Source organism: Marinoscillum furvescens DSM 4134, from assembly GCF_003386095.1.
Taxonomy (GTDB): Bacteria; Bacteroidota; Bacteroidia; order Cytophagales; family Cyclobacteriaceae; genus Marinoscillum; species Marinoscillum furvescens.
This window is the reverse complement of sequence record NZ_QREG01000001.1, coordinates 150,838-172,495: the sequence shown is the minus strand read 5'-3', so window position 1 is coordinate 172,495 and position 21,658 is coordinate 150,838. Positions and strand designations below refer to the sequence as shown.

Here is a 21,658-nt window from a genome sequence, read left to right as displayed (position 1 = left end):
GTGTGTGGTTTTAGAAATATTTGACTTGTACTTTTTTCTTACGTTTTCTGAAAATGACCCTGCCGGGCATGGTGGGCTTTAGGTCTGGTAGCATGTAGCGCTGATCACTTACCTGTTTGCGGGTGGCCCCTACATCCATGAGGTACTCCAGGATGTTGTTGCGTAGGTGTTTGTACGCCTCATCCTTGTTAATTTCGGTAACGTCGCGTGGACGCTCAAACCCTACTTTGAACTCCGGCCCGAGGGTAGCTTTTGGTCCCGGAGTAAGCGGAATGATGCGATCGGCCATTAGGATGCCTTCGTCTACGTCGTTGGTAATGAGAATAGCCGTTTTTTTATCCTGATTCCAGATTTTGATGATTTCCTCCTGAAGCGAACCGCGTGTAAGGGCATCCAGAGCCGAAAGGGGCTCATCCATCAGAAGTATCTCTGGATTCATGGCAAGGGCACGGGCTACTGACACTCTTTGGCGCATGCCACCGGAGAGTTCTGAGGGTTTTTTGTCCAAAGCTGGAGTAAGGTTTACCATATCGATGTATTTCTTGATGTGTTCGTCTCGCTCTTTTTTGGAGAGCTTTGGGAAAACTTCGTCTACTGCCAGTTTCACATTGCTATAGACCGATAGCCAGGGGAGCAATGAATAGTTTTGAAATATCACTCCTCGATCCGGTCCTGGTCCTTCGACAGGGCTGCCGTGAAGCAATACTTCACCCTGGTCTGGGAAAAGCAGCCCATTGATCAGGTTGATCAAGGTGGTCTTGCCACTGCCAGAAAACCCTACGATTGCTACAAATTCTCCCTCGTTGACCGACAGATTAATGTCTGAAAGTACCTCTATGAGGCTGCTGCCTGATCCAAATGATTTGGATACATTTTTTAGTTCGAGTATTGGCATATCAGGCGGTGGTTTTGTTGAAAGTCATCAGGTTTTGTACGCTGAGCATGATGCGATCTAGCAGAAATCCGATCGTCCCGATCACAAACATGGCTACAATGATTTTGGCGTTGGAGTCGTTGGCACCATTTTGAAATTCCTCCCAAACAAATGAGCCGAGTCCCGGACTTTGTGCTAAAAGCTCTATGGCGATGAGCACCATCCACGCTACGGATACGGTGATACGCAGCCCCGTGAAAATCAACGGAAGAGAGGCTGGTAGGATGATTTTGAAGATGTTTTGACCGATGTTGAGCTTGAGTACCTTAGCTACGTTGATGTAGTCTTTGTCTACGCTGGCCACTCCCATGCTTGTGTTGACCAGGGTGGCCCACATAGCACATAGCCCTACACTGATAAATGAAATGATAAAGGACTTGTCCATGGTGGGGTCTGTGATGAGCGTTTTTACGATCATAAAAACCAGTAAAAGCCACACCACAGGAGATACGGGTTTGAAAATTTGGATGAGCCAGTTGAATGCGGTACGCAGGGAGTCACTTAGCCCCATAATGATGCCGATGGGGACTGCTATGAACATGGCCAGTAGGAATCCTGCCGCTACTGTTTTTAGGCTTGTGCCGATCTGATCTACAAATGAAGGGCGGCCGGTATAGGTAATGGGAGCCAGGCCTTGTGCAGCGCGCTGTTCATTGGTGGCGGCTACTTTCGATTGAAATTCTTCTTTTTTCTGTGCGATTTGCACATGATCTGCCCAGAGAGCTTTGTAGGCAGCCCATACTTTGGCTGGTGAGGGTAAGGTGTTTGGCTGACAGCTAATGTCTCCAGACTCAATGCATGCCTTCATGGCAGTGGCGGCCGCTTCGCCCTGTTCTGTACGTGCTTTTTCTATACGTGCAGATGCCTCGCTGTTGTAGAGAGCGGTGGCCCCAGTATGCCATATCAGCACAAAGATGAATATGGATGCCACGGGCAAAATGGCTTTTTTTAAGAAAAGTGACGCGTTTTTTTGTGGTTCCTCACCGCTGATGAGTCTGATCAAAGGCTCTAGAAATCCAAGCCCGATAAATCGGAGAGTTTTGATGATTTTAGTTTTCATGTGTAGAGTGATATGTGTTGTTGGTATAATCGCTTTAGCTGTGTGGAGGTATGGGAGGTGGAGAGGGGCGGCCGTCACCGTTACCCTCTCGCACCAACCTCTACACATTAGATTCCTTCGTCTTTGTTGCCAATTGCGAAGCTGTTGATGTATCCAAGGGGATCTTTGCCGTCATAGGTTTGCCCATCTATGAATTCATTCGTTGCGGGTTTGTAGCCGTCGGTTTCCGGTAGGTCTTCAGCGGGAATGTGTCCTTCTTCTACCAGTAGTTTAGCTGCTTTGCTCCAGATGTCCGGGCGGTAGATGTCTTTGATAGTGCTGTGGTACCAGTCTGCAGGTTTGCTATCGGGAATTTGGCCCCATCTGCGCATTTGGGTCAGGAACCAGATGCCGTCTGAGTAGAAAGGATACGTGGCGTTGTATCTGTAAAACACGTTGAAATCAGGCATAGAGCGCTTGTCTCCTTTTTCGAACTCAAATGTGCCCGTCATGGAATTGGCGATCACTACCGAGTCTGCTCCCACATACTCCGGCATGCTGAGGATCCCTACAGCTTTAGGGCGGTTGCCTGGGGTGTCTAGCCACTTTGCCGCACGGATGAGTGCCTTGGTGACGGCCGTGGCGGTGTTCGGGTACTGATCCACAAATTTTTTGGTCATGACAAATACTTTCTCAGGGTTGTTTTTCCAGATGTCGTAATTGGTGGTCACAGGTACGCCTATGCCTTTAAAAACTGCTTGCTGATTCCAGGGCTCACCTACGCAGTAGCCATAGATGGTTCCCGCTTCTAGAGTGGCTGGCATTTGAGGTGGAGGTGTTACCGAGAGGAGTACATCTGCATCTACCTGCCCTTGAATGTTATCGGCGGTGTAGTAGCCAGGGTTGATGCCAGCGGCAGCCAGCCAATAACGGATTTCGTAGTTGTGGGTGGATACGGGAAAGACCATGCCCATTTTGAAGGGACGTCCAGCAGTTTTAAATTCTTTGACTACCGGAGCGAGGGCATCTGCAGTGATTGGGTGTACGGGTTTGCCCGATTCATCTTTGGGTACATTAGGCTTCATTTTGCTCCATACTTCGTTGGATACCGTGATGCCGTTTCCGTTTAGGTCCATGGAAAAGGGTGTGACCAGCTCAGCCTGACGGCCAAAACCCGCGCCTGCCGCTATGGGCTGACCTGCAAGCATATGTGAGCCATCCAGCTGCCCATCGATTACTCTGTCGAGTACGTTTTTCCAGTTGGACTGAGCTTCGATGGTTACAAATAGCCCTTCATCTTCGAAGTATCCTAACTCTTTGGCTATAGCCAAAGGTGCCATATCAGTAAGTTTGATAAACCCAAAGGTGAGCTGTGGCTTTTCGATGGCCAGTTTGGCAGCAGTGGTTTCTGTCGCTGCTTCTACTGAAGCTGTCTTGTTTTTAGCGGTGCTGCCTGAGCACGCTGCCCAGATGAGGGCAGACAGTGCTAGTACTATGGTGGATTTGAATAATTTCATGGTTTAGTGTTTTTATGCTAGTGGTTATTTATTTGCTAGTGAAAAAGGTGGGCTTGAAGGTGATCATGGTCCATGCCCAGCATTGGAGCGCGCTTTTGTCTCCTCCACGTAGGGCTTCCATGGTGTCGGTGGCAAAAAGCTGAGAGTAGCCCAGGTTCCAGACCACCCCACCTTTGAGCTTTTTGGCATATACCAGGTCTACCTCAGTTCCCATGGTTTTGCCTAGTTCTTGTCCTTCTGCATTCAGCTGTGTAGAGCCAGTCATAAACTCGTGTATGTGTGCTTTCAATGCTCCTCCAGCTACTTGAAAGCTGGTCTTTAGGTAGATGTCTGTGACGCCCACGTTACCATTAGCAGGACCTACGAAGAAGTAGTCCATGAATCCATTGTGTGCGTGGTTGGTGCCAAAGTCCGGGCTGAAATTGGTGATGTCAGAGGACGTGTCATCGTCATCTTTTCCAGAGATGTATTCTACTCCTATAGTGAGTGGTGTCACTGGTGTAGCTAGCGTGGCATTGATTCCTGCGAGCATGGCATTCACTTTGCTGGTGCCTAGTTCGCCTGTCTGGTAATAAAAGTCACCGGCAAGTTTGAGTCCGCCTAGCTTTTTAGAGGCTACCAGACCAAAGGTTTGCTTAAATGATACCGTAGTATCCGGGTTTTGGTAGCCTGCATTGAATGCAAGCAGGGAAAGCGAGCCGGTTTCGAAGGATTGGTTGTACCAGGCGTATTGAAAGGTTTTGTAGTTGCCTCCTACACTATAGTAGCCGGCACCATCTCCCTGTAAGAATGCAGGTTCGGGTACGTCATCGTCTTGATTGTAAGCCAATCCTGTGTGGAGTTTAGTAGCTCCTTTTTCGTAGAGAAATAGAAGAGCATCATGTCTGCGGCCTTGCTGTGCCCATTCCAGCCCACCGAGAAATCGCTGGTTGTCATAGGAGATGATCTGACGACCTACTTTTACAGAAAATGCAGGTGAGAAATAATATTGTCCCCAGGCTTCGCTGATGAATGTTTTTCCATATTCTTCTTTGAATATTTGTGGTGTTTCGCCCCAAAAGCGGATGTCTTGAAAGGCCAGCTTAAACTTGAAGGTAGAATCTGAGTAATTGAAGTAAAGCCTGGAGCGTTGCTCGGTGAAAAATGAAGCCTCTCGACTTTCGTCTGTGAGCGTTTTAAATCCATTTCTGAATTCAGTTCTTGGTCTGACTTCTCCGGTGATGGAGAATTGTGCGGTGGCATTGTAGCTAAGCAATCCCAGAAGGAGCACGGTTAGGTAAGCTAGTTTGTTCATGTCTTTGTGTTTTGCAGTTATCATTTGCTTTTGAGATACGTATAATTACGTAGATGATGCAAACATAGAGGCACGAACAGTATCTGTTTGTGTAGTAAGTGCAGGGTTGGTGGGGCTTTATAGCACAAAAAAACCTGCGATAGCGCAGGTTTTAATCATAAGTTATTGTTTGGTAGCTTGTTAGCTGTCAAGGAAGTAGTTGTGCACTGAGATTTCTTTTCTAAGTAAATCTACGTTTGTGATGCCTATTTTTTTGTTTTTAGTGATGATCAGTCCTTCTTTCTTTAGAGCTGACAGTACACGGGTTACCTGTTCGTCTGTAGTGCCGGCAAAATCAGAAATCTCCTTACGGGAAAGCTGTAAATTGAGTAATTCGCGTGATTGGCCAAATTTTCGGTTGATGTAAAGGAGGGCATCGATTACTTTTTCTCTTACCGTCATTTGCGCAAATTTTTTCACTTTGGTTTCACTGCGATTGAGCTCTTCGGCGTAAAAAGTCATCAGGTCGTAGGTGAGTGCGGGTACCTGATGTAGCATGGCGGTCATGGCTTCTGTAGAAAAGTTGCAAAGTGTAGTGTCTTCTAGCGCTACTGCACTTATTTGGTAAAATTGGCCCACTCCAAAGCCGCGATGCCCTATCGTTTCGCCTTTGGTGGTGAAGCGAACAATTTGTTCTTTGCCGTTCAGGCCTGTTTTCGCCACTTTTACTTTACCTTCACGGATAAAGTAGAGCCCGTGGACAGGTGCTCCTTCTATGATGAAACTTTGACCCTTTTTGCACTGCAACGTGTTTTTTTGGTCCATAAAGGTTTTCATTCCTTCATGACGGCTGTTGCGCTTGATGATGCAATGTTCGTTGTGGCAAGTGGAGCAGTCCATGATCGTTTCATTTAGATAATTACGTAAAAATACGTAATTAATATTTAATCATCTACGTATCTCTTGTGCGTATCAATTAGATTTGTAGAAATGGAGTACAGTTTATTGATCATTTTATTTGTGGTATCCGTCCTGTATGCCTCTGTGGGGCATGGGGGTGCCAGTGGGTATTTGGCTGTGCTGGCGTTGTATGGTTTTTCTCCTGCATGGATGAAGCCTACTGCGCTCCTGCTCAATTTATTTGTGGCGGGCATTGCCTTTTGGCAATTTTACCGCAATGGGTATTTCAAGCGAGACTTGTTTCTGTTGTTTGCCGTTACATCTATACCTGCAGCATTTGTGGGGGGGATGATTGATCTGGACCCTGTCCTTTATAAGAAGGTGTTGGGGGTATTGCTGGTTTTTGCGGTTCTGCGCTTGTCGGGAATTTTTGGCGAGCCAGTAGATGGACAAAAGGATATACATGGCCCTCTGGCCCTGATAATAGGCTTAGTAATTGGCTTTTTTTCGGGTATGATAGGTATCGGCGGAGGCATTATACTGAGTCCGGTCATCATGTTGCTGGGCTGGGCCAAGGCAAAACAGACGGCAGCCATCTCGGCATTGTTTATCTGGATCAATTCGCTCTCCGGTCTGGCTGGCAGCGCAGTGACGGGAATTTCTGTGGGATGGGAAGTGATGCCCTACATCGCGGTAACGCTGATTGGAGGACTTTTGGGTGGCTATATGGGCAGTTTTAAGACTTCAGATCGAACACTTAAATACGTACTCTCAGCCGTTTTGGCTTTGGCATCTTTAAAACTAATTATATGGTAAGGATTACGATGTATTATTTCGGGCTCATTGCTGAAAAAGCAGGTGTGGCCACTGAGCAGCTGGAGTTGCTGCAAGGGGCAGATGTGGAGTCAGTACATCAGGCGCTGCAGGAGAGGTATCCTTCTTTGCAGTCCGACAGCTATCAGGTGTCTGTCAATCGAAAAATCTGTACGAACGGCCCTGTAAGCGAGGGTGATGAAGTAGCTATTTTACCGCCTTTTGCGGGCGGGTAATTGATAAAATTGAGACTAATGAAGAAAAAGCCTAAGAACATTTTTGTGGAAGGAGCCATTCCTCCCGAGAAGCTGGCGACATCAGTGGCCAATCATCAGGATCGCACCAACATTGGTGCGCATAGCATTTTTCTGGGGCAGGTGCGTGCCGACGAAATCGATGGGAAAGTAGTGGAGGCTATCGAGTTTTCAGCTTATGAAGAGATGGCCAACGAAACGTATGCAGCCATCCGTGAAGAAGTCTTCGAGAAATTTGACCTTACCTGTGCGCACGTGTACCATAGTTTGGGTACCATTCCGGTAGGGCAGTTGTGTTTTTATGTTTTTACTTCGTCGCAGCGAAGAAAGCAGGCCATGGCTGCAACGGAATATTTTGTAGAAGAAATCAAAAAGCGTGTTCCGATATTCGGGAAGGAACTTTTCGAAGGAGAGGGGCACCAATGGAAAGTAAATAGCTAAATGGTAGACATTACACATAAGTCCACAACGCTGCGAGTAGCTACCGCTCAGGCAATAGTACGCGTGAGCAAAGAAGAGACCATCCAGTCGATCAAGGAAAATCGGGTGCCGAAAGGAAGTGTATTGGATATGGCCAAAGCTGCAGGCTTGCTTGGAGTAAAAAAAACATCGGAGCTACTACCTGACTGTCATCCACTACCTATCGAGTTTACAGGCATTGAATACGAATTTGATGGGTTGGAGATCCGTGTGCTGATGACGGTAAAAACCATCTACAAAACCGGGGTGGAAGTAGAGGCTATGCACGGAGCCAGCGTAGTGGCGCTTACCATGTATGACATGCTGAAGCCTATCGATAAAGGTGTAGAGATTTCGAACATTAAACTGCTGACCAAAAAAGGCGGTAAATCTGATCGTAATCCAAACACTTCCGGATTGAGTGCACACATAGTCGTCTGCTCCGATAGCATTGCTCGTGGTGAGAAAGAAGATCGGGCCGGTAAAGCCATTCAAGCTAAACTGGCGAGCTACGGGCTTACACAGTCTTCTTATCAAATCATTCCGGATGATCCGGACAAGATTCGCAATGAGCTGGAAAACTCGGATGCATCACTTGTCATATTCACAGGTGGCACAGGCGCAGGTCCAAGAGACAGTACGCCAGATACGCTGGTGCCGATGCTGGATACCCGCCTGGATGGTGTAGAAGAAACGATGCGGCGTTATGGGCAGGATCGCATGCCGTTCGCGATGCTGTCTCGCTCGGTGGCAGGGATACGAAACCAGCAGGTTGTGCTTGCTGTTCCGGGCTCTACCAATGGTGCCACGGAGGCAATGGATGCTGTATTGCCAGGCCTTTTTCATGTTTTTCACGTACTAAAAGGAGGGAGACACGACTAATGGCTATTAAAGACACTTTCGGACGGACACATACCTACTTGCGCATTTCGGTTACGGACTTGTGTAACCTGCGCTGTTTTTACTGTATGCCAGAGGAAGGTGTGGAGCTTACAGATAAAGCACATCTGATGACTTTGGAGGAGATCGTAAGCATAGCCGGTGAGTTCGTAAAGGAAGGTGTGGACACCATCCGGCTAACCGGAGGAGAGCCGCTAGTGCGTAAAAATTTTGCGTTTCTGATCGAAGAACTAGCAAAGCTTCCAGTCAAGCTTAAGCTCACCACCAATGGAATCCTGCTGGATAAGTATTTTGAGCTGTTCGAAAAAGTAGGGCTGAAACATCTTAACATTAGTCTGGATAGCCTGGAACAAGCCAAAGCGGCATTTATAACCAAGCGAGATTATTTTGAGCGCATCATGCGCAATATCGAAACGGCGCTGGAAAGAGGTTTTACCGTTAAGCTCAATGTGGTGGTCATCAAAGGTGTCAACGACAATGAAATTGTGGATTTTGTGCGATACACTAAGCATCGCAACCTATCTGTGAAGTTTATTGAGTTTATGCCTTTCAAAGGCAATCAATGGGACTGGAGCAAAGGGGTAAGTGAAGAGGAGATCTTGACTGATGTGAGAAAAGAGCTTGGAGAGGTGGTAGCACTTGAAAAACCTGCACATAGTACCTCCAATAATTTTCAGGTTCCGGGTTTTGACGGTTCGTTTGGGGTGGTGAGTACCGTGACCAAGCCTTTTTGTCAGGACTGCAATCGATTAAGACTTACTGCTGATGGTAAAATGAAAAACTGCCTTTTTGCTCGCAATGAGACTGATTTACTCTCAGCATGGAGGTCTGGAGCAGCTATTTCACCTCTCATACATCAGAATATTGCTCAAAAGAAATATTCGCGAGATGGAATGACTGTGTTTGCAAAGGAGGAGTTTGAGCAGAATCGTACCATGATAGGTATTGGGGGTTAGTCTACAAACAATTCAGATACAAGTACCTCGAACCCGGCTAGCACTTCAGAATTTACTGATTGGCCGTTTACGTACTTGACCGGTGGGCTGTACTTGCCGTCTGCATTTAGTAGGTATGTCTCTACGACCGCCACTTCGGGATAGATAACCCAATACTCCTTCACCCCATTTTCTTCATAGAGCTCAAATTTATCTTTGAGGTCTTTGGCCGCCGTACTGGGGGAGAGGATTTCAATAATCAGATCTGGGGCACCATTGCACCCTGCATCATCAAGCTTTGTGTGGTCGCAAATCACACAAAGGTCGGGCTGCACCACGGTATATGTTTTCTGGTCGTTGGTATTTGGGAAGCGCACATCGAAAGGAGCTGCATAGACTTTACATGTCTTTCCTTTTAAGAAGTTTCCGAGGGCCAGACTTAATTCGCGGCTTACTTCCTGGTGTTTCCTACTGGGTGCTGGAGACATTTTGAAGAGCTTACCTTTGATCAGTTCTACGCGCTCTTCGAAGCTCCACCGCAAGTAATCCTGGTAGGTGTATATAGCATCTGGCTCCAGTGCGGAGATGTCTGTGATTTTGGTATCGGTAGACTTGTAAGGTTTCATGGAAATGTTCTTACTTTAAAGTTAACGATCTGCAGGCAATAGTGCTATTGATCTTTGCTTGTGCTAAGTTCGTTTAATAAGAAAGAAGCTCAATACCACTAAATGATATAGCTATGATTTCAGTAGAAGACGCATTGGATCATGTCAGCCGTCAGACGGTAAATAGGAGGTCCAGCAAACGAAAAGTAGAGGAGGCTACAGGATGTATCCTTGCTACCGACATTAAGGCCCCCATCCATATACCCATTTTTGATAACTCAGCGATGGATGGTTATGCGCTGGGCAGCGCGGGACGCTCCTTTACCCTTGTGGGTGAGGTGGCTGCCGGTGTGAACCCTGAGGAGGTCTTAAAGCCTGGTGAGGCTGTGAGGATCTTTACGGGAGCAAAAGTTCCAGAAGGTACTTATGCCGTGGTGATGCAAGAAAAAGTAGTAGCCAAAGAAGGTGAAATCACGCTGGAGGAAGACGTGGTAGAGGGCGCCAATGTGCGAAAAGCTGGGGAGGAAATCCATGAGGGTGATGTGGTTTTTCAACAAGGCCATTTGCTAAATGCTGCTACCGCTGGCTTGCTTTACACACTGGGGATTACTGCGGTAGAGGTGTATAAGCCTCCAAGAGTAGGGCTGATGGTGACTGGCAATGAGTTGGTGACACCCGGAGAGCCGCTGGGGGCTGGCCAAATCTATGAAAGTAACGGAGGAATGCTCAAAGTAGCTCTGGAAATGGCGGGTGTGACCAACATACAGGTACGTCAGGTGAAAGATGACCTGGAAACTACCCGAGCCACAGTAGCAGAGCTGCTGCATACAGTAGATATACTGCTCGTTAGTGGTGGTATTTCTGTTGGGGACTATGATTTTGTAAAGCAGTCGCTGGAGGCCAATGGAGTAGAGGAGGTCTTTTACAAAGTAAAACAGAAGCCTGGCAAGCCTTTGTATTTTGGTAAACATGAATCCTCTTATGTCTTTGCGCTTCCTGGAAATCCAGCTTCATCGCTGAATTGCTTCTATGTATATGTCAGGCCGCTCATTGAAAATTATCTGGGAGTCAAGTCCTCGCGTCAGTTTGAGGAGGCGGTCTTGAGTCATGCTCACGAAGTGAAAGGGGATCGTCCCGTGTTTTATCGATCCAAATTAGCGAAAGGGCAAATCGAAATTCTGGGTAAGCAAAGCTCTTCTATGCTGCATTCATTTGCTTTGGGCAATGCGCTGGTTTACCTGCAGCCGGGATCATATCCGAAAGGTGCATCCGTACCTTACATTGCTTATTAGTGTCTCACTTTGCCTGCTTGAGCACCCGGGCCATGGTGGCTATCTGCCCACAGTGCCACATAGTGTGTTTGATGTTCCAGTCCAGCGACTCAAATTTGGTCTTGGCTACTGGGTGAGGGGTGCGTGTAGGCTCCAGCGGCTTGAGTAAATCTTGTGTAGTAAGCTGGCGTAGAATTCCTAGTGATTCCAGTTGGATTTGATCCAGGTGGTTGCTTAAGTTTTCTGGTTTTTCGGGATGAGTTCCCGAGTAATTATCCTTATACAACCGATCATATGTTTTTATGGGCACCTGTTCTAAAATATGGCTTTGGTGTCCGGTGATGGTGATGATAGCATGCAAATATGTGTGAGTGACCAAGTGACCCACCTGCCAGGAGATAGAAGAGTCAATAACCGGGACCTCTTCTTCCCAGTACTTTTCTGGTATTTGAGATACAAGTGTTTTGGACCAGTGATAAGCATCCAATGTTTGTTTTTCCAGAAATTCTACCTGATTGATTTTGACCATTTGTGTTGGGTTGTCGCCTGATAGAGGATAACGGAAAAATGAACTGAAAATTATGTGTGGACTATTTGTCGTAAGATTAATTATTGCATTTAAAACTGAAACCCGAAAGTCACGCTGGGCAGGTTTTCTTCTTTGGTGAAGGCCATGTTGAAGGTAAACACAAAGCGATTGATGGGTGCGAGCCATAGCCCGACACCATGCCCGCGGTGCCAGGTTGTTGAGGATTCGTCCTTGAGCCAAACTCGCCCTACATCATGAAAACCGAGTATGCCTATGGTAGCTGGGAAAAGATAGGTTCTCATGGTAAATAGCCGGATACGTACGTCGAGGTTGTGATAAAAAGACGCCCTCCCGATGAAGCGGGTACGGCGATAGCCTCGGAGGGTTTCGCGGCCCAGAGTGGCTCCATTAAAAAACTGGAGCGTACCCAATGTCCATTCTGCTCCTATCCGGTTTGCGATGGTGAGCCGGGAAGGGTTAGAAGAGGAGAGTAAAAACCTGAAGTCTGCCGCGATATGGGAAAAGTCGGCCTGAGCAGTATTCATTCCATAATATTTTGCATAAGAAAACCCAGCGTAAACTCCCCTTGTTGGCAACGCTTCATGATTGCGTGTGTCGGCTGTGATGGCTGATCGGAGACCAATAAAATGGTGGGCCTTCTGAAGTGCATTGGAGGGTACTTCTTCCGATTGGGTGTAGATGTATCCGTCGCCTGTTTCATCTTCCATTCGGAAATAAAGGTGCTCAGGGCCAATGCGCAGATTGCCTTTTGGTCCCAGATTGTAGGTCAGGTTTACAAAGCTTCGTGCTTTTTCATAGCGTATGCGGTAGTAGTCTATAGGGTCTTCGAAAGAACCTGCCTCTCCTTTGCCTTCAAAATCAAAATTGGATTCATTGCCAAAGCCGAAAAAGTTGGACACTCCATAGGGGCGCTGTAAGTCAAAGTTGGCATTGAGGTCCCATTCGCCAACCACGTCACCGAAGGTGACATCATAATTAAAGTTTAATGCCCCAGTAGCAAAGGCTCTATTCGCTTTAAGCTTATGCCTGGCGGCAAAAGGGTCCTTGCGCCAGCCTTCTTTGGTGTATATAAACCCTGCGCCGAGGTAGAGCCCATCGTCAAAATTGAACTGGGCACTGAGGAGCGGTAAAAACTTGTTGTACTTAAATGCCGTGCGGTTGTAAGCGTTGATGCTGATATCGTCATCTAAGTGGTTTCTGGTTTCTTTTGATGCATAGAGTTTTGTGTTGTTTTTTAAGTCATATACATGTGTCAGTTTATTGGGGCCGCTCACGGTGGATTTGTCCAGGATTTCATCTTTGCCTTCACCTCCGATGATTCGTATTTTCAAGCCATTCCTGGCATCACCTGTCACTTCAAAATAATCTTGCCCGCCTCTGCCATATATACGGACCTCTTTAGTGAGGTTATGATCAAAGGTCCGGTCATAGAGCATCTGCTTTTGTTCGTCATCCTTTTTTTGCTTGTAGATGGTTATCCGTGTGCTATCATTCATCCGTTCCACAAAAACCTGTTCATGTTTGTCGGAGCAAGCAACGGTGACGGATTGGGAGATAAACTCATAATGAATGCGTGCAAAGCGGCGCATGTCATCTCTTCTGGCTTTCAGGATATTTGCAGTTTGCTGTGCCGAAAGTTCTTGAATAGTGTCTGGCCAGACGCGGAATGCTGCCTCGATGATGCTGTCAGTGAGGTGCTTTTCGATAAAGTCTATTTGTTTTTCCCAATCTGTCCAGGAGAGACCATTGAGAAATGTACGGTCAAAAAACCGGGCGCTGGTGTTGAATCCTGGTGGATAGTCCATTTTTGCTTTGAACCCTTCAGTATTTGGTAGTGCAAATTTTCGGGAGGCTATCCAGCCTACCAGTCCTTCACTGTCGAAAAATGCCTGGTCTCTGTCTCTCGGGATCGGCCGCCAGATGTGTCCCTTGGGCTCTTTATCAAATCGCACCCATCGCCATTGGTCTTCATGGCGATCCCAGTCGCCTATGATCATGTCAAAGAGCCTGTTGCGTAAAGCAAAAGCCTGATCCACGATTTCGTCATTGTCTTCTTGCAAGATCTCGATCAGGTCGGGTGTGCCTTCTATTTCTTCACCACCTCCAAAATACGGCTCATGAGCAGCCTCATCGTTTGGGCGCTCTTCGTAGAGCACAGGCAGGTTAGCAAAGAGTCCCTGATACTTGCCAAAGCGCTCGTCGTTTGGAATGAAAACCAATTGAGGGTTGGTGTGGTAGATGCCCAGGGCGTCTGCAAGTGGAGGTATGGCAAATGCGCCATATGGGTTGGCCGCAGAGATTTGGTCCTGTACTATATCAGATGCCAGCGTCTCATGCAGTGCCTGTGGGAGCAGTTTGTCAGTGTATTTATCCAGAGACCGGAGCACATACTGTTTTCCGTTCTTTGCTTCCAGGCGGAGAGATCTGGTTTGGTTGCCACCTCCTAGCTTTACTATTTTCAGCCCTCCGTGTTCCCGACCTATGTTAAACACTGGCATTTCCACCGGAGTAGTCCAAAGTTTGCGATAGTTTTTTCCCAGCCAGTAGTTGTGGGCTTCACCATCAGATTCATATCGGTCACTGATAGCCGATATCACTGTACTGTCCTGAAATGTACTTTCGGCAGTTACTGGTGGATACGTTTCTACGTTCTTATGATACAATGGCTTGTGGTAGATGGGTTGCTGAGTGTCGCCATTGTAAAACGTAAGCGATACGGTATCGCTGGTTTGGAAGCTTAGCTTCGCAAACCCATGGGCCTGAGCAAAAAATTGGGTACCAAACCCGGCAGCAACATTGGAAACTTTAGACCCAGAACCACTTACTACAAAATGTAAGGAATCTCTGGTGATGTACTGCAACGAATGCTCATGACCGCTCACATATACAGTGTTTTTTGCCTCTCCCATGGCCTTTACCAATGCATTTCGAATCATTTTGTAGCGAGGATTTGGGAGGTCTTGTCTGCTACCTAGTAGTGACCTGAATAGCGGGTAGATACTGCCTATTACAGGTAGAGGCACCAGAAGTTTTTTGTTGAAATCCGTGAGTGGGAAAATGTGCTGCTTGAAGGTGTATTTGCTGCCGTGCGGGCCAAAAGAGTACATAGGGTGGTGGCCGGCTACTACCACATGTTTGTGGTCATTTCTGCTTATCAGGTCTTTTAATTGCAAAATGGCGTCAGCACTGGAGGAAGCATCGCACCCGTCATTTTCGTCGGGTTTGTCCCATTTGTGGAGAAAATACTGCGTATCGATGATTACGAGCAGGATTTCTGGTGACACATCTACTTCTAGTGGTCCCGGGCAGCCACCCCGAGGTAAAAATACTGTGGGCGTTCCCATGTAGTCGTCTACGTATCGCTGCATGTTGCGCAGCTGCTGCCATCCCTCTCGTTCGGAGTTGGCCCAGTCATGGTTGCCCGGAATCATGATGGCTCTTCCGGGAAAATCCTTCATGATCGACAGAGAGGCGTTGAGCTTGGCTTCCATGACTTTGCGCTGAGGGTGCTCTCTTTCAGGGAGGCCTTCGGGGTAGATATTGTCTCCCAGAAAAATCAAGATGTCGGTGCTGTCTGCTGTTTGGGTGACTTCTCGCAGATAATCCAGCGTGCTGTCCCCTTGCAGGTTGGGTTTGCCGGCATCTCCTATCAGGTATATATCAATTGGAGTCTGGCCATATGCTATGGCCGAAAGTAGCAATAGCGTAGATGCGATTAGTTTTTTCATTTGAACAATGGACTGAATCGTATGATGTATCCTTTGTCTCCTTCTCCCTCTGAGCTGATGTACAGGTGGCCTTCAGGAGAGAACGATATGCCTTCGGGCTGACTCAATATTCTGGGAGCAATGGGGTAGGTGGCTTTTATGTCTCCTTCAGGAGAAAGCACAATTAGCATTTTCCCTGTGGATGCCAGTAGGTAGAAGTAGCCATCCAGTGGGTTGAGAGCGATGGCAGACGGCTCAAATTTGATGCGATCTTTGTCATACTTATAATCTCTATTGGCTTCAAAAAAGTCGTCCATTTTTCCCGCAGAGACTTCAAATATTGGTTCCTTGATGAGTTTTTTCTTTTTCAAATCAAAGGCATAGATGGTTTTGCCTTTTGCGTTTACACCTTTGATGTCCTCTTCTTCTTTGCAGGCAATTAACAATCGGTGATGTGTGGGGTCATACCCGAGTCCTTCAGTATCATTTTTAGTGCTCAGGGGCGTCTCGTATTTTTCAGTTTTTGCTTCCTTTTCACTGGTGTACCTAAACTCGTATACATCACCGTCGCTTTCTAGTGCGTAGACTGTGTCGTTTACATACTCCACCCCTTCAAAATCCCCCGGATCACTAAAGGTAATGGCATGCACGATTTCGCGTTTATCCAAATCGTACACATACACACGTCCGCCTTCGTCTTCCACGCAGAGTACGGTAGAGGCATTGAGGTGTGTAAGGCCTGATACCTCCGACAGTACATAGGGAAGAAAATGTTTTTCTTCAGGGCGCTTGAGGTCATAATAGACATTTACATGGTCTGTGATTAGAAACAGGCTATCTGCGCGCTCTCGAAAAGAGGTCGGGGTACAGCTGGAGGTGCCCAAAATCAATATGCTTAGAATAAATATCACACCTGTAGTAAGAAACAAGGCAGTGGATTTGTTATATATGTACATTCGGAAAATTCAATTCTTCAGAGTAGGACCAAAAATATTTTATAATGGCTAACGATAAAAGCCGGAAAATGGATGGCGCAAGATCAGAACTCTTGAGTCGAGCGCAAAAATTTGCTGAGAATATTCTTACAAACGAATTGCCAGAGGCCATCAAATATCATTCGGTGGAGCATACCCGTGATGTGGTGCAGGCAGCTCGCGAGATTGGGCAAGCCAGTGCTGTAAGTGCTGAGGACCTGGAGATTGTGGAGTTGGCGGCATGGTTTCACGACCTGGGCTACCGTGAGACCATTGATAATCATGAAGAAGTGAGCGCCGAGATAGCGCTGGAGTTTATGGGCGCTCAGGGCGTGGATGATGATACTGCTGCCAGGGTAGTGGGCTGTATTATGGCCACCAAGATGCCTCAGTCGCCACGCAATCCGCTGGAGGAGGTCTTGTGTGATGCTGATTTGGCACATCTGGCCAAAGACAACTATTGCGATAGGTCCGAACTACTACAAGAAGAACTTCAAAAACTAAATGGTAAGAAGATATCTGATGAAGAATGGTATAAAGGAAATAAGGATTTTATCACCGAGCATCGTTTTTTTACTGACTATGCACGAGCGCAATTTGCTGACAAGGTGAAGGCAAACCTAAAACTGGTGAACGAAAGGTTGAGCACAATGAACCAACAGGATGATCAGGTACAGGATCTGGAGCAACAGGTGAAAAAGCTCAAAAAGAAGGTGAAGAAAGCAAAGGCCATCAAGCCTACACGAGGCATAGAAACGATGTTTCGGCTTACCTCAAAAAATCATTTGGATCTGAGCGCCATGGCAGATACCAAAGCCAATATCATGATTTCGGTTAATTCTATTATTCTGTCTGTGTTGGTGTCTGTATTGTTTCGGAAGCTGGAAGAGTACCCACATCTCATCGTGCCTGCGATCATCATGACACTGGTTTGTTTATCTACCATCGTGTTTGCCATTTTGGCAACCTTGCCCAATGTGTCTAAGGGTACGTTTACCGAGGAGGATATTACGCGCAAGCGTACCAATCTGCTCTTCTTTGGTAATTTTCATAAAATGGAGCTCAACAAGTATGAGTGGGCGATGAAGGAGATGATGAAAGATGGAGACTATCTGTATACCAGTTTGATCCGTGATATTTATTACCTGGGAGTAGTCCTTAGTAAAAAATACAAGCTGCTGAGAATCTCCTACACCATTTTTATGTTTGGGTTCGTGGTGGCAGTGTTGTCTTTCGCTGTGGCGGAAATATTTTTCAAAACACCGTATCCGTACTAGTGTACTTTGATGATCTCGATTTCTTCATCCAGGCCTTTCATTTTCACCAGGCCTTTGATTTCAAAAGTTTGGATTTTGTCTTTTAGCAGGTTGAAAAGCTGACGAGAGATCAACACGGTGCTGTTCAATTCTTTGTTGAGCTGTTCTATGCGGGATGCGATGATTACCGGCGTACCGGAAATGGAGAGTTGTTTGCGCGTTTCTGTACCAATGTTGCCCACCAGTACCTCTCCGCAGTGCAGTCCCATGCCTATTTCTAAGGTGGCATGCTCGGGGCTTTTTGTTCGAAACTCGCCCAAAAAGTCCAGTATTTTTTCTACCGCCATCCAGGCGCAGTTATAGTGTGTTTTGTCCGTAACCGGAGCGCCAAAAGTGGCCATAAGTCCATCACCCGTAATCTGATTGACAATGCCTTTGCTTTCGTTGATAAGCTCGATCACTGGTGAGAAAAACTCATTTTGAAATTTATTTACTTCCTCTGGCGACAGATGCTGTACTCGCTGAGTGAAGTCCCGGATGTCTAGAAACAGAATGGTCACGTCTAGTCGGGCGGAAAAGTCTTTCTTTTCCTTGAGAGCCACTACCATTTCTTTGCTCACCTGCTGGTTAAACAACCCTTCGATCTCCTCTTTTTCTCTGATTTCTCTGTTGGTTCGGCTGAGTCGTATTTTCAACTCATTGGCTACCAGTCCTGCCAGTATACCTGCTAAAAAATACATCAGTGAGCGGAGGTAGTAGGTCACCATGGGCAGGTGAAAGTCGATGGGGTACTGGGCGGTGACCCAATAAGTATACCCCATAAAAAACAGGGCGATCAGTAGCCCCATGGCGGCACTCACCCAAAAGTCCAGGTGCAGTGGCGATACGATGATCAGGATGTAGTAAAGAAAGATGATGGGAGAGTCTAACAATGCGCTGGTTTCTTCCACCTGAGAGGCCACTACCAGCCATGCAGAAGGGATAAATACCTCCAGTAGTACCGTGTACCAGTAGTACTTTCTGGGAAGTTTTCGGTTGTGTTTTTGAAGCTGTATTACCCACCGCCTACCGATCATAAAGGTAATGACCATGGATACTGTGGCGATGATGATCAGCGGGTAAGAAACGGGGTTTTTGAATGTGTCGCGAAGAATCTGGTAATGCGAAAACTGTATGAAAATTGTAACTAAAGTAGTTGTGAGCAAAAAGCCTATAAAGACTTCTAGTCGTTTTTTTTCTGACTTTAGTATTTCGGCATCCAGGTAGTTGGCTTGCATAAAATCGCGCTCAGGTAATTATGTGGTGATTTGGGCTGACCCAAATACACTAAACTCCTTTTGACGGAAAAAAGATACGCAAATTTTGGTGGTCGTTTAGAGTGTCTGAGCAATACCTTCCCGGTCTAGCTTTTTGAGTAGTTCGGTGATGTTGTTCACTTCTAGCTTTTTCATGATGTTAAACCGATGTGTTTCAATCGTTCGGATGCTTTTGCCGAGCTGTTCAGCAATGTCCTTATTGGACACTCCTTCGTAAATGAGTTTTAAAATTTGTTTTTCGCGCTTGGTGAGCTGGTAGTCAGTGTTGGCTGCAGGTTGAGCTTCGGTGGCTGGTTTGCCTGAGACAAACGAATTGACAATGGTGGTAGAGATGTCGCCACTGAAGTACTTCTGCCCACTGTGCACCATTTTCACTGCTTTGTTAAACTCTGTCTTGTTGGTGTCTTTGAGCAGGTAGCCGTCCGCACCGAATTGCACGGATTTGAGTACATACTCAGAATCGTCATGCATGGTAAGCATAATGATTTTCACAGAAGGGTCATCGGATTTGAGCTTTTGAGCTACTTCCAGACCATTGAGTAGTGGCATGCGAATGTCTGCTACCAATACATCCGGGGCAGTCTGGTGCATTTTGTCGATGGTTTCCTGGCCGTCAGAGGCTTCCCAGATGACTTCTATATCCGGGTCGTCTTCCAGTACCATTTTGATGCCATACCTTACTATTTCGTGATCGTCTGCTAGTGCTACCTTAATCATTTTTGTCCAGGGATAATGTGATGGATATTTTGGTGCCTTTGTCCAATTCGGTCTCTAAGTTAAAAACTCCTCCGATATAAGAGGTGCGCTCTTTCATGTTGAAGATGCCGTGGCCCGCTTTTTCGAAGTGGCCACTGCGCTCTACACGGCTAAAGTCAAACCCACGGCCATCGTCTTCTATGCTGATGACCAGGGAATTGATGTTGTGAGCAAATCGTACGGTTATGTTGGAAGCCTTGGCGTATTTGAGTGCATTGTTTACCGCCTCTTGAATGATCCGGTAGAGGTTGGTTTCGATGTTGCTCTCCAGGCGATTGATAAATCGTGTTTCGTTAATAAACGTCAGTTTCGCCTTGGCTACGGTATTTATTTCTTCGCAAAACTTATTGACTGCAGGTACTAGTCCAAAGTCGTCCAGGCTGCTGGGGGTGAGGTTAAATGAGACCCTTCGTACCTCCTGAATGATGCTTTTCATGAGGCCTTTGGCATCTTCCAGTCGTTTTTTCATTGGTCCGGATGTGGGGCCAAAAGATTCTAAAAGCAGCTTCATGGCTGAGAGCATTTGTCCTACACCGTCGTGGATTTCTCGAGACAGGCGTTTGCGTTCTTCTTCTTGCCCTTGCAGGATCAGTGCCGAGCGATATTGCTGCTCTTTTACAGATTTTTCGATACGTTCTTTATTGATCTCGCGAGATCTTATTTTCGCTTCTTTCAGCTCTGTAATGTCTCGTGCTATCCATTTGATTTCGTTGGCCGAATGGATGGGAATGAGAAAAGATTCCAGCCAGATAAAATCCCCGGGCTCTGTGATTAGACGAATTTCGCCGCTCCAGTTTTGTTTCTTTTTTAGAATAGGGAGTAGTCCATCTATAAAGTCTTGCTGGTAGCCACTATCGGCGAGTAAAAATCGAATAGACGTGGGAGGTAAGTTTTCTTCCAGCTCCATAAGCTCTATAAACTGTGGAGCCAGGTAGGTGAATTCTCCCTTTGCATTAAGCGAGGCAAACAAAGAGGGGGAATTTGGCTGAACGTTTACAGCTTCCAGGTCCTGATAAGATTTGCCCAGTTCGTCGTAAAGCTTGGAGAGCTCGCGAGTCATTTTCTGGGAGGCTTTTTCAGAGTCCAGAAGCTCCTGTACAGTGGCGCGAATGCTTTTGGCGAGTGGAGTAAACACAAAGATCAACTCCAGCACTATGATGAGTATCGAAATAATGAAGAGGTATATTTCGGTGTGCCGTAGTGAGCGTACTTTGTCCTGAGCTTCTAGGTCACGCTGCAATACGATACGGTCCATGCCCTGCAAAAACGCGTTTTCATGCTGTAGGATTTTCTCTACATGTTTGTTGATCTGGGCGTTAGTAAGATCCGGAGCCAGTAGGGCGGAGGCATGCTGGTAGATTTGTTCGAAATGTGGGTTGATTTCTGCGAACATGCCCTGAATAATGGCAGATGGAGGCTCTCCAGTCTGTAGCGAGTCTTTGCCCGTTTGCAGTTTTTCATGGGCAGATTTCCAGAGTCTAAGGGCCTCCTTTAGCTCTTTTTTGTTCGCAGTTTCATTTCCTGTTTGGGTTTGTATTTTGAGGGCAACCTTACTGATTTTTTGGCTCAGCATGCGCTGGCGCCCTGCGATATTGATAATGTGGGAGTCGTCTTGCTGCCTGCTGATGGAGGTTTGAATCAAGATCTGACTAACCACAATGCTCAAGGCTATGCAGCCCAGTGCAATGAGGTAAAAAAGTCCTAGCTTTTTGAAGCGTTGGTGTGCCATAGCGTTTTGAAAGAGGGATCAGGGGCTGCATAGTCCCTGATCCGGAGCTAAAAGTAAATATTTGCTGGCACGATGTGTTATGGATTTACGTATTTTTACGCAAACCCTACATAAACCGTCTCGTTTTCAACTTTTACGGGATAAGTAGCCAGTTTGCATTCATTTCCGTTGAGGTTTTCTCCGCTTTTGAGCGAAAAGGTTTTCTTATGAAACGGGCAGGCTACTTTAGGTTCTTCTCCTTCGCTACCTACCATGCCTCTGCTAAGGATCATCTGATGCTTGTGAGGGCACAGATTTTGGGTGGCGTACCATTCTTTTCTTTGTGAGAAGTTAAACACGGCAATCTGAAGACCTTGATAACTGATGCACAGCCCTCCATCCTGAGGGAAGTCTGTTACTTTGCAGGCTTCATGCCAGGTGGTCACTTCGTCTGGTGATACGGTTTTATAGTTGAGCAATTCTGATGTCAT

General features: G+C 46.7%; 20 protein-coding genes. 7 read left to right on the top strand and 13 right to left on the bottom strand.

All coding sequences use genetic code 11. The annotated features are described in order from the left end of the window. Positions 1-10: 10 nt before the first annotated feature. From C7460_RS00700 to C7460_RS00680, 5 genes are all read right to left on the bottom strand, one after another. The gene (locus tag C7460_RS00700; RefSeq protein ID WP_115866135.1) at positions 11-895 is read right to left on the bottom strand and encodes an ABC transporter ATP-binding protein; all 885 of its coding nucleotides are present in this window, start codon (positions 893-895) and stop codon (positions 11-13) included. Position 896: 1 nt separating this feature from the next. Continuing rightward, positions 897-1,994: an ABC transporter permease gene (locus C7460_RS00695; RefSeq protein ID WP_115866134.1), complete on the bottom strand. Its 1,098-nt coding sequence runs from the start codon at positions 1,992-1,994 to the stop codon at positions 897-899. Between the two features lie 107 nt (positions 1,995-2,101). Continuing rightward, positions 2,102-3,490 (bottom strand): CmpA/NrtA family ABC transporter substrate-binding protein, encoded by a 1,389-nt coding sequence (locus C7460_RS00690; RefSeq protein WP_115866133.1) that lies wholly within the window; start codon positions 3,488-3,490, stop codon positions 2,102-2,104. Positions 3,491-3,518: 28 nt separating this feature from the next. Beyond that, positions 3,519-4,784: an alginate export family protein gene (locus C7460_RS00685; RefSeq protein WP_115866508.1), complete on the bottom strand. Its 1,266-nt coding sequence runs from the start codon at positions 4,782-4,784 to the stop codon at positions 3,519-3,521. 180 nt (positions 4,785-4,964) lie between these two features. After that, on the bottom strand, positions 4,965-5,663 hold the full coding sequence (locus C7460_RS00680) for a Crp/Fnr family transcriptional regulator (protein ID WP_221409414.1): 699 nt from the start codon (positions 5,661-5,663) through the stop codon (positions 4,965-4,967). Positions 5,664-5,753: 90 nt separating this feature from the next. Between C7460_RS00680 and C7460_RS00675 the strand changes: the two genes are divergently transcribed. Genes C7460_RS00675 through moaA form a run of 5 tightly spaced genes read left to right on the top strand, consistent with a single transcriptional unit; the run spans position 5,754 to position 9,045 of the window. Continuing rightward, positions 5,754-6,479: a sulfite exporter TauE/SafE family protein gene (locus C7460_RS00675; protein ID WP_115866132.1), complete on the top strand. Its 726-nt coding sequence runs from the start codon at positions 5,754-5,756 to the stop codon at positions 6,477-6,479. Next, a complete protein-coding gene (locus C7460_RS00670; RefSeq protein ID WP_115866131.1) occupies positions 6,473-6,712 on the top strand; it encodes a MoaD/ThiS family protein in 240 nt (79 codons plus the stop codon). The genes C7460_RS00675 and C7460_RS00670 overlap by 7 nt, the downstream gene beginning before the upstream one ends. Before the next feature lie 18 nt (positions 6,713-6,730). Next, positions 6,731-7,171, top strand: coding sequence for a molybdenum cofactor biosynthesis protein MoaE (locus tag C7460_RS00665; RefSeq protein WP_115866130.1), 441 nt, complete (start codon positions 6,731-6,733; stop codon positions 7,169-7,171). After that, on the top strand, positions 7,172-8,071 hold the full coding sequence (moaCB, locus tag C7460_RS00660) for a bifunctional molybdenum cofactor biosynthesis protein MoaC/MoaB (RefSeq protein ID WP_115866129.1): 900 nt from the start codon (positions 7,172-7,174) through the stop codon (positions 8,069-8,071). Next, positions 8,071-9,045, top strand: coding sequence for a GTP 3',8-cyclase MoaA (gene moaA, locus C7460_RS00655; RefSeq protein WP_115866128.1), 975 nt, complete (start codon positions 8,071-8,073; stop codon positions 9,043-9,045). The genes moaCB and moaA overlap by 1 nt, the downstream gene beginning before the upstream one ends. On the opposite strand, the gene C7460_RS00650 is transcribed toward moaA, so the two are convergent. Then, positions 9,042-9,650, bottom strand: coding sequence for a Uma2 family endonuclease (locus tag C7460_RS00650; RefSeq protein WP_115866127.1), 609 nt, complete (start codon positions 9,648-9,650; stop codon positions 9,042-9,044). The genes moaA and C7460_RS00650 overlap by 4 nt on opposite strands. Before the next feature lie 113 nt (positions 9,651-9,763). Between C7460_RS00650 and C7460_RS00645 the strand changes: the two genes are divergently transcribed. Further along, a complete protein-coding gene (locus tag C7460_RS00645; protein WP_115866126.1) occupies positions 9,764-10,921 on the top strand; it encodes a molybdopterin molybdotransferase MoeA in 1,158 nt (385 codons plus the stop codon). 4 nt (positions 10,922-10,925) lie between these two features. On the opposite strand, the gene C7460_RS00640 is transcribed toward C7460_RS00645, so the two are convergent. The 3 genes from C7460_RS00640 to C7460_RS00630 form a co-directional block, all read right to left on the bottom strand. Further along, the gene (locus tag C7460_RS00640; protein WP_170147836.1) at positions 10,926-11,429 is read right to left on the bottom strand and encodes a DinB family protein; all 504 of its coding nucleotides are present in this window, start codon (positions 11,427-11,429) and stop codon (positions 10,926-10,928) included. Between the two features lie 89 nt (positions 11,430-11,518). Further along, positions 11,519-15,178 (bottom strand): metallophosphoesterase, encoded by a 3,660-nt coding sequence (locus C7460_RS00635; protein WP_115866124.1) that lies wholly within the window; start codon positions 15,176-15,178, stop codon positions 11,519-11,521. Continuing rightward, on the bottom strand, positions 15,175-16,113 hold the full coding sequence (locus C7460_RS00630; protein ID WP_115866123.1) for an SdiA-regulated domain-containing protein: 939 nt from the start codon (positions 16,111-16,113) through the stop codon (positions 15,175-15,177). Before C7460_RS00630 ends, C7460_RS00635 begins: the two co-directional genes overlap by 4 nt. Before the next feature lie 44 nt (positions 16,114-16,157). On the opposite strand from C7460_RS00630, the gene C7460_RS00625 reads away from it, so the two are divergent. Then, positions 16,158-17,408 (top strand): Pycsar system effector family protein, encoded by a 1,251-nt coding sequence (locus C7460_RS00625; protein ID WP_245986111.1) that lies wholly within the window; start codon positions 16,158-16,160, stop codon positions 17,406-17,408. On the opposite strand, the gene C7460_RS00620 is transcribed toward C7460_RS00625, so the two are convergent. The 4 genes from C7460_RS00620 to nirD all read right to left on the bottom strand — a co-directional run bounded on the left by C7460_RS00620 (position 17,405) and on the right by nirD (position 21,658). Continuing rightward, positions 17,405-18,664 carry an adenylate/guanylate cyclase domain-containing protein gene (locus C7460_RS00620; RefSeq protein WP_115866122.1) on the bottom strand — a complete coding sequence of 420 codons (1,260 nt, stop codon included), beginning with the start codon at positions 18,662-18,664 and terminating at the stop codon, positions 17,405-17,407. The two genes, C7460_RS00625 and C7460_RS00620, sit on opposite strands and share 4 nt — an antisense overlap. Positions 18,665-18,760: 96 nt before the next feature. Next, entirely contained in the window at positions 18,761-19,420 is a 660-nt protein-coding gene (locus C7460_RS00615) for a response regulator (protein ID WP_115866121.1), read from the bottom strand. Next, complete coding sequence (locus C7460_RS00610) at positions 19,413-21,188, bottom strand: sensor histidine kinase (protein WP_115866120.1); 1,776 nt, start codon at positions 21,186-21,188, stop codon at positions 19,413-19,415. The genes C7460_RS00615 and C7460_RS00610 overlap by 8 nt, the downstream gene beginning before the upstream one ends. Before the next feature lie 95 nt (positions 21,189-21,283). Continuing rightward, positions 21,284-21,658: a nitrite reductase small subunit NirD gene (gene nirD / locus C7460_RS00605; protein ID WP_115866119.1), complete on the bottom strand. Its 375-nt coding sequence runs from the start codon at positions 21,656-21,658 to the stop codon at positions 21,284-21,286.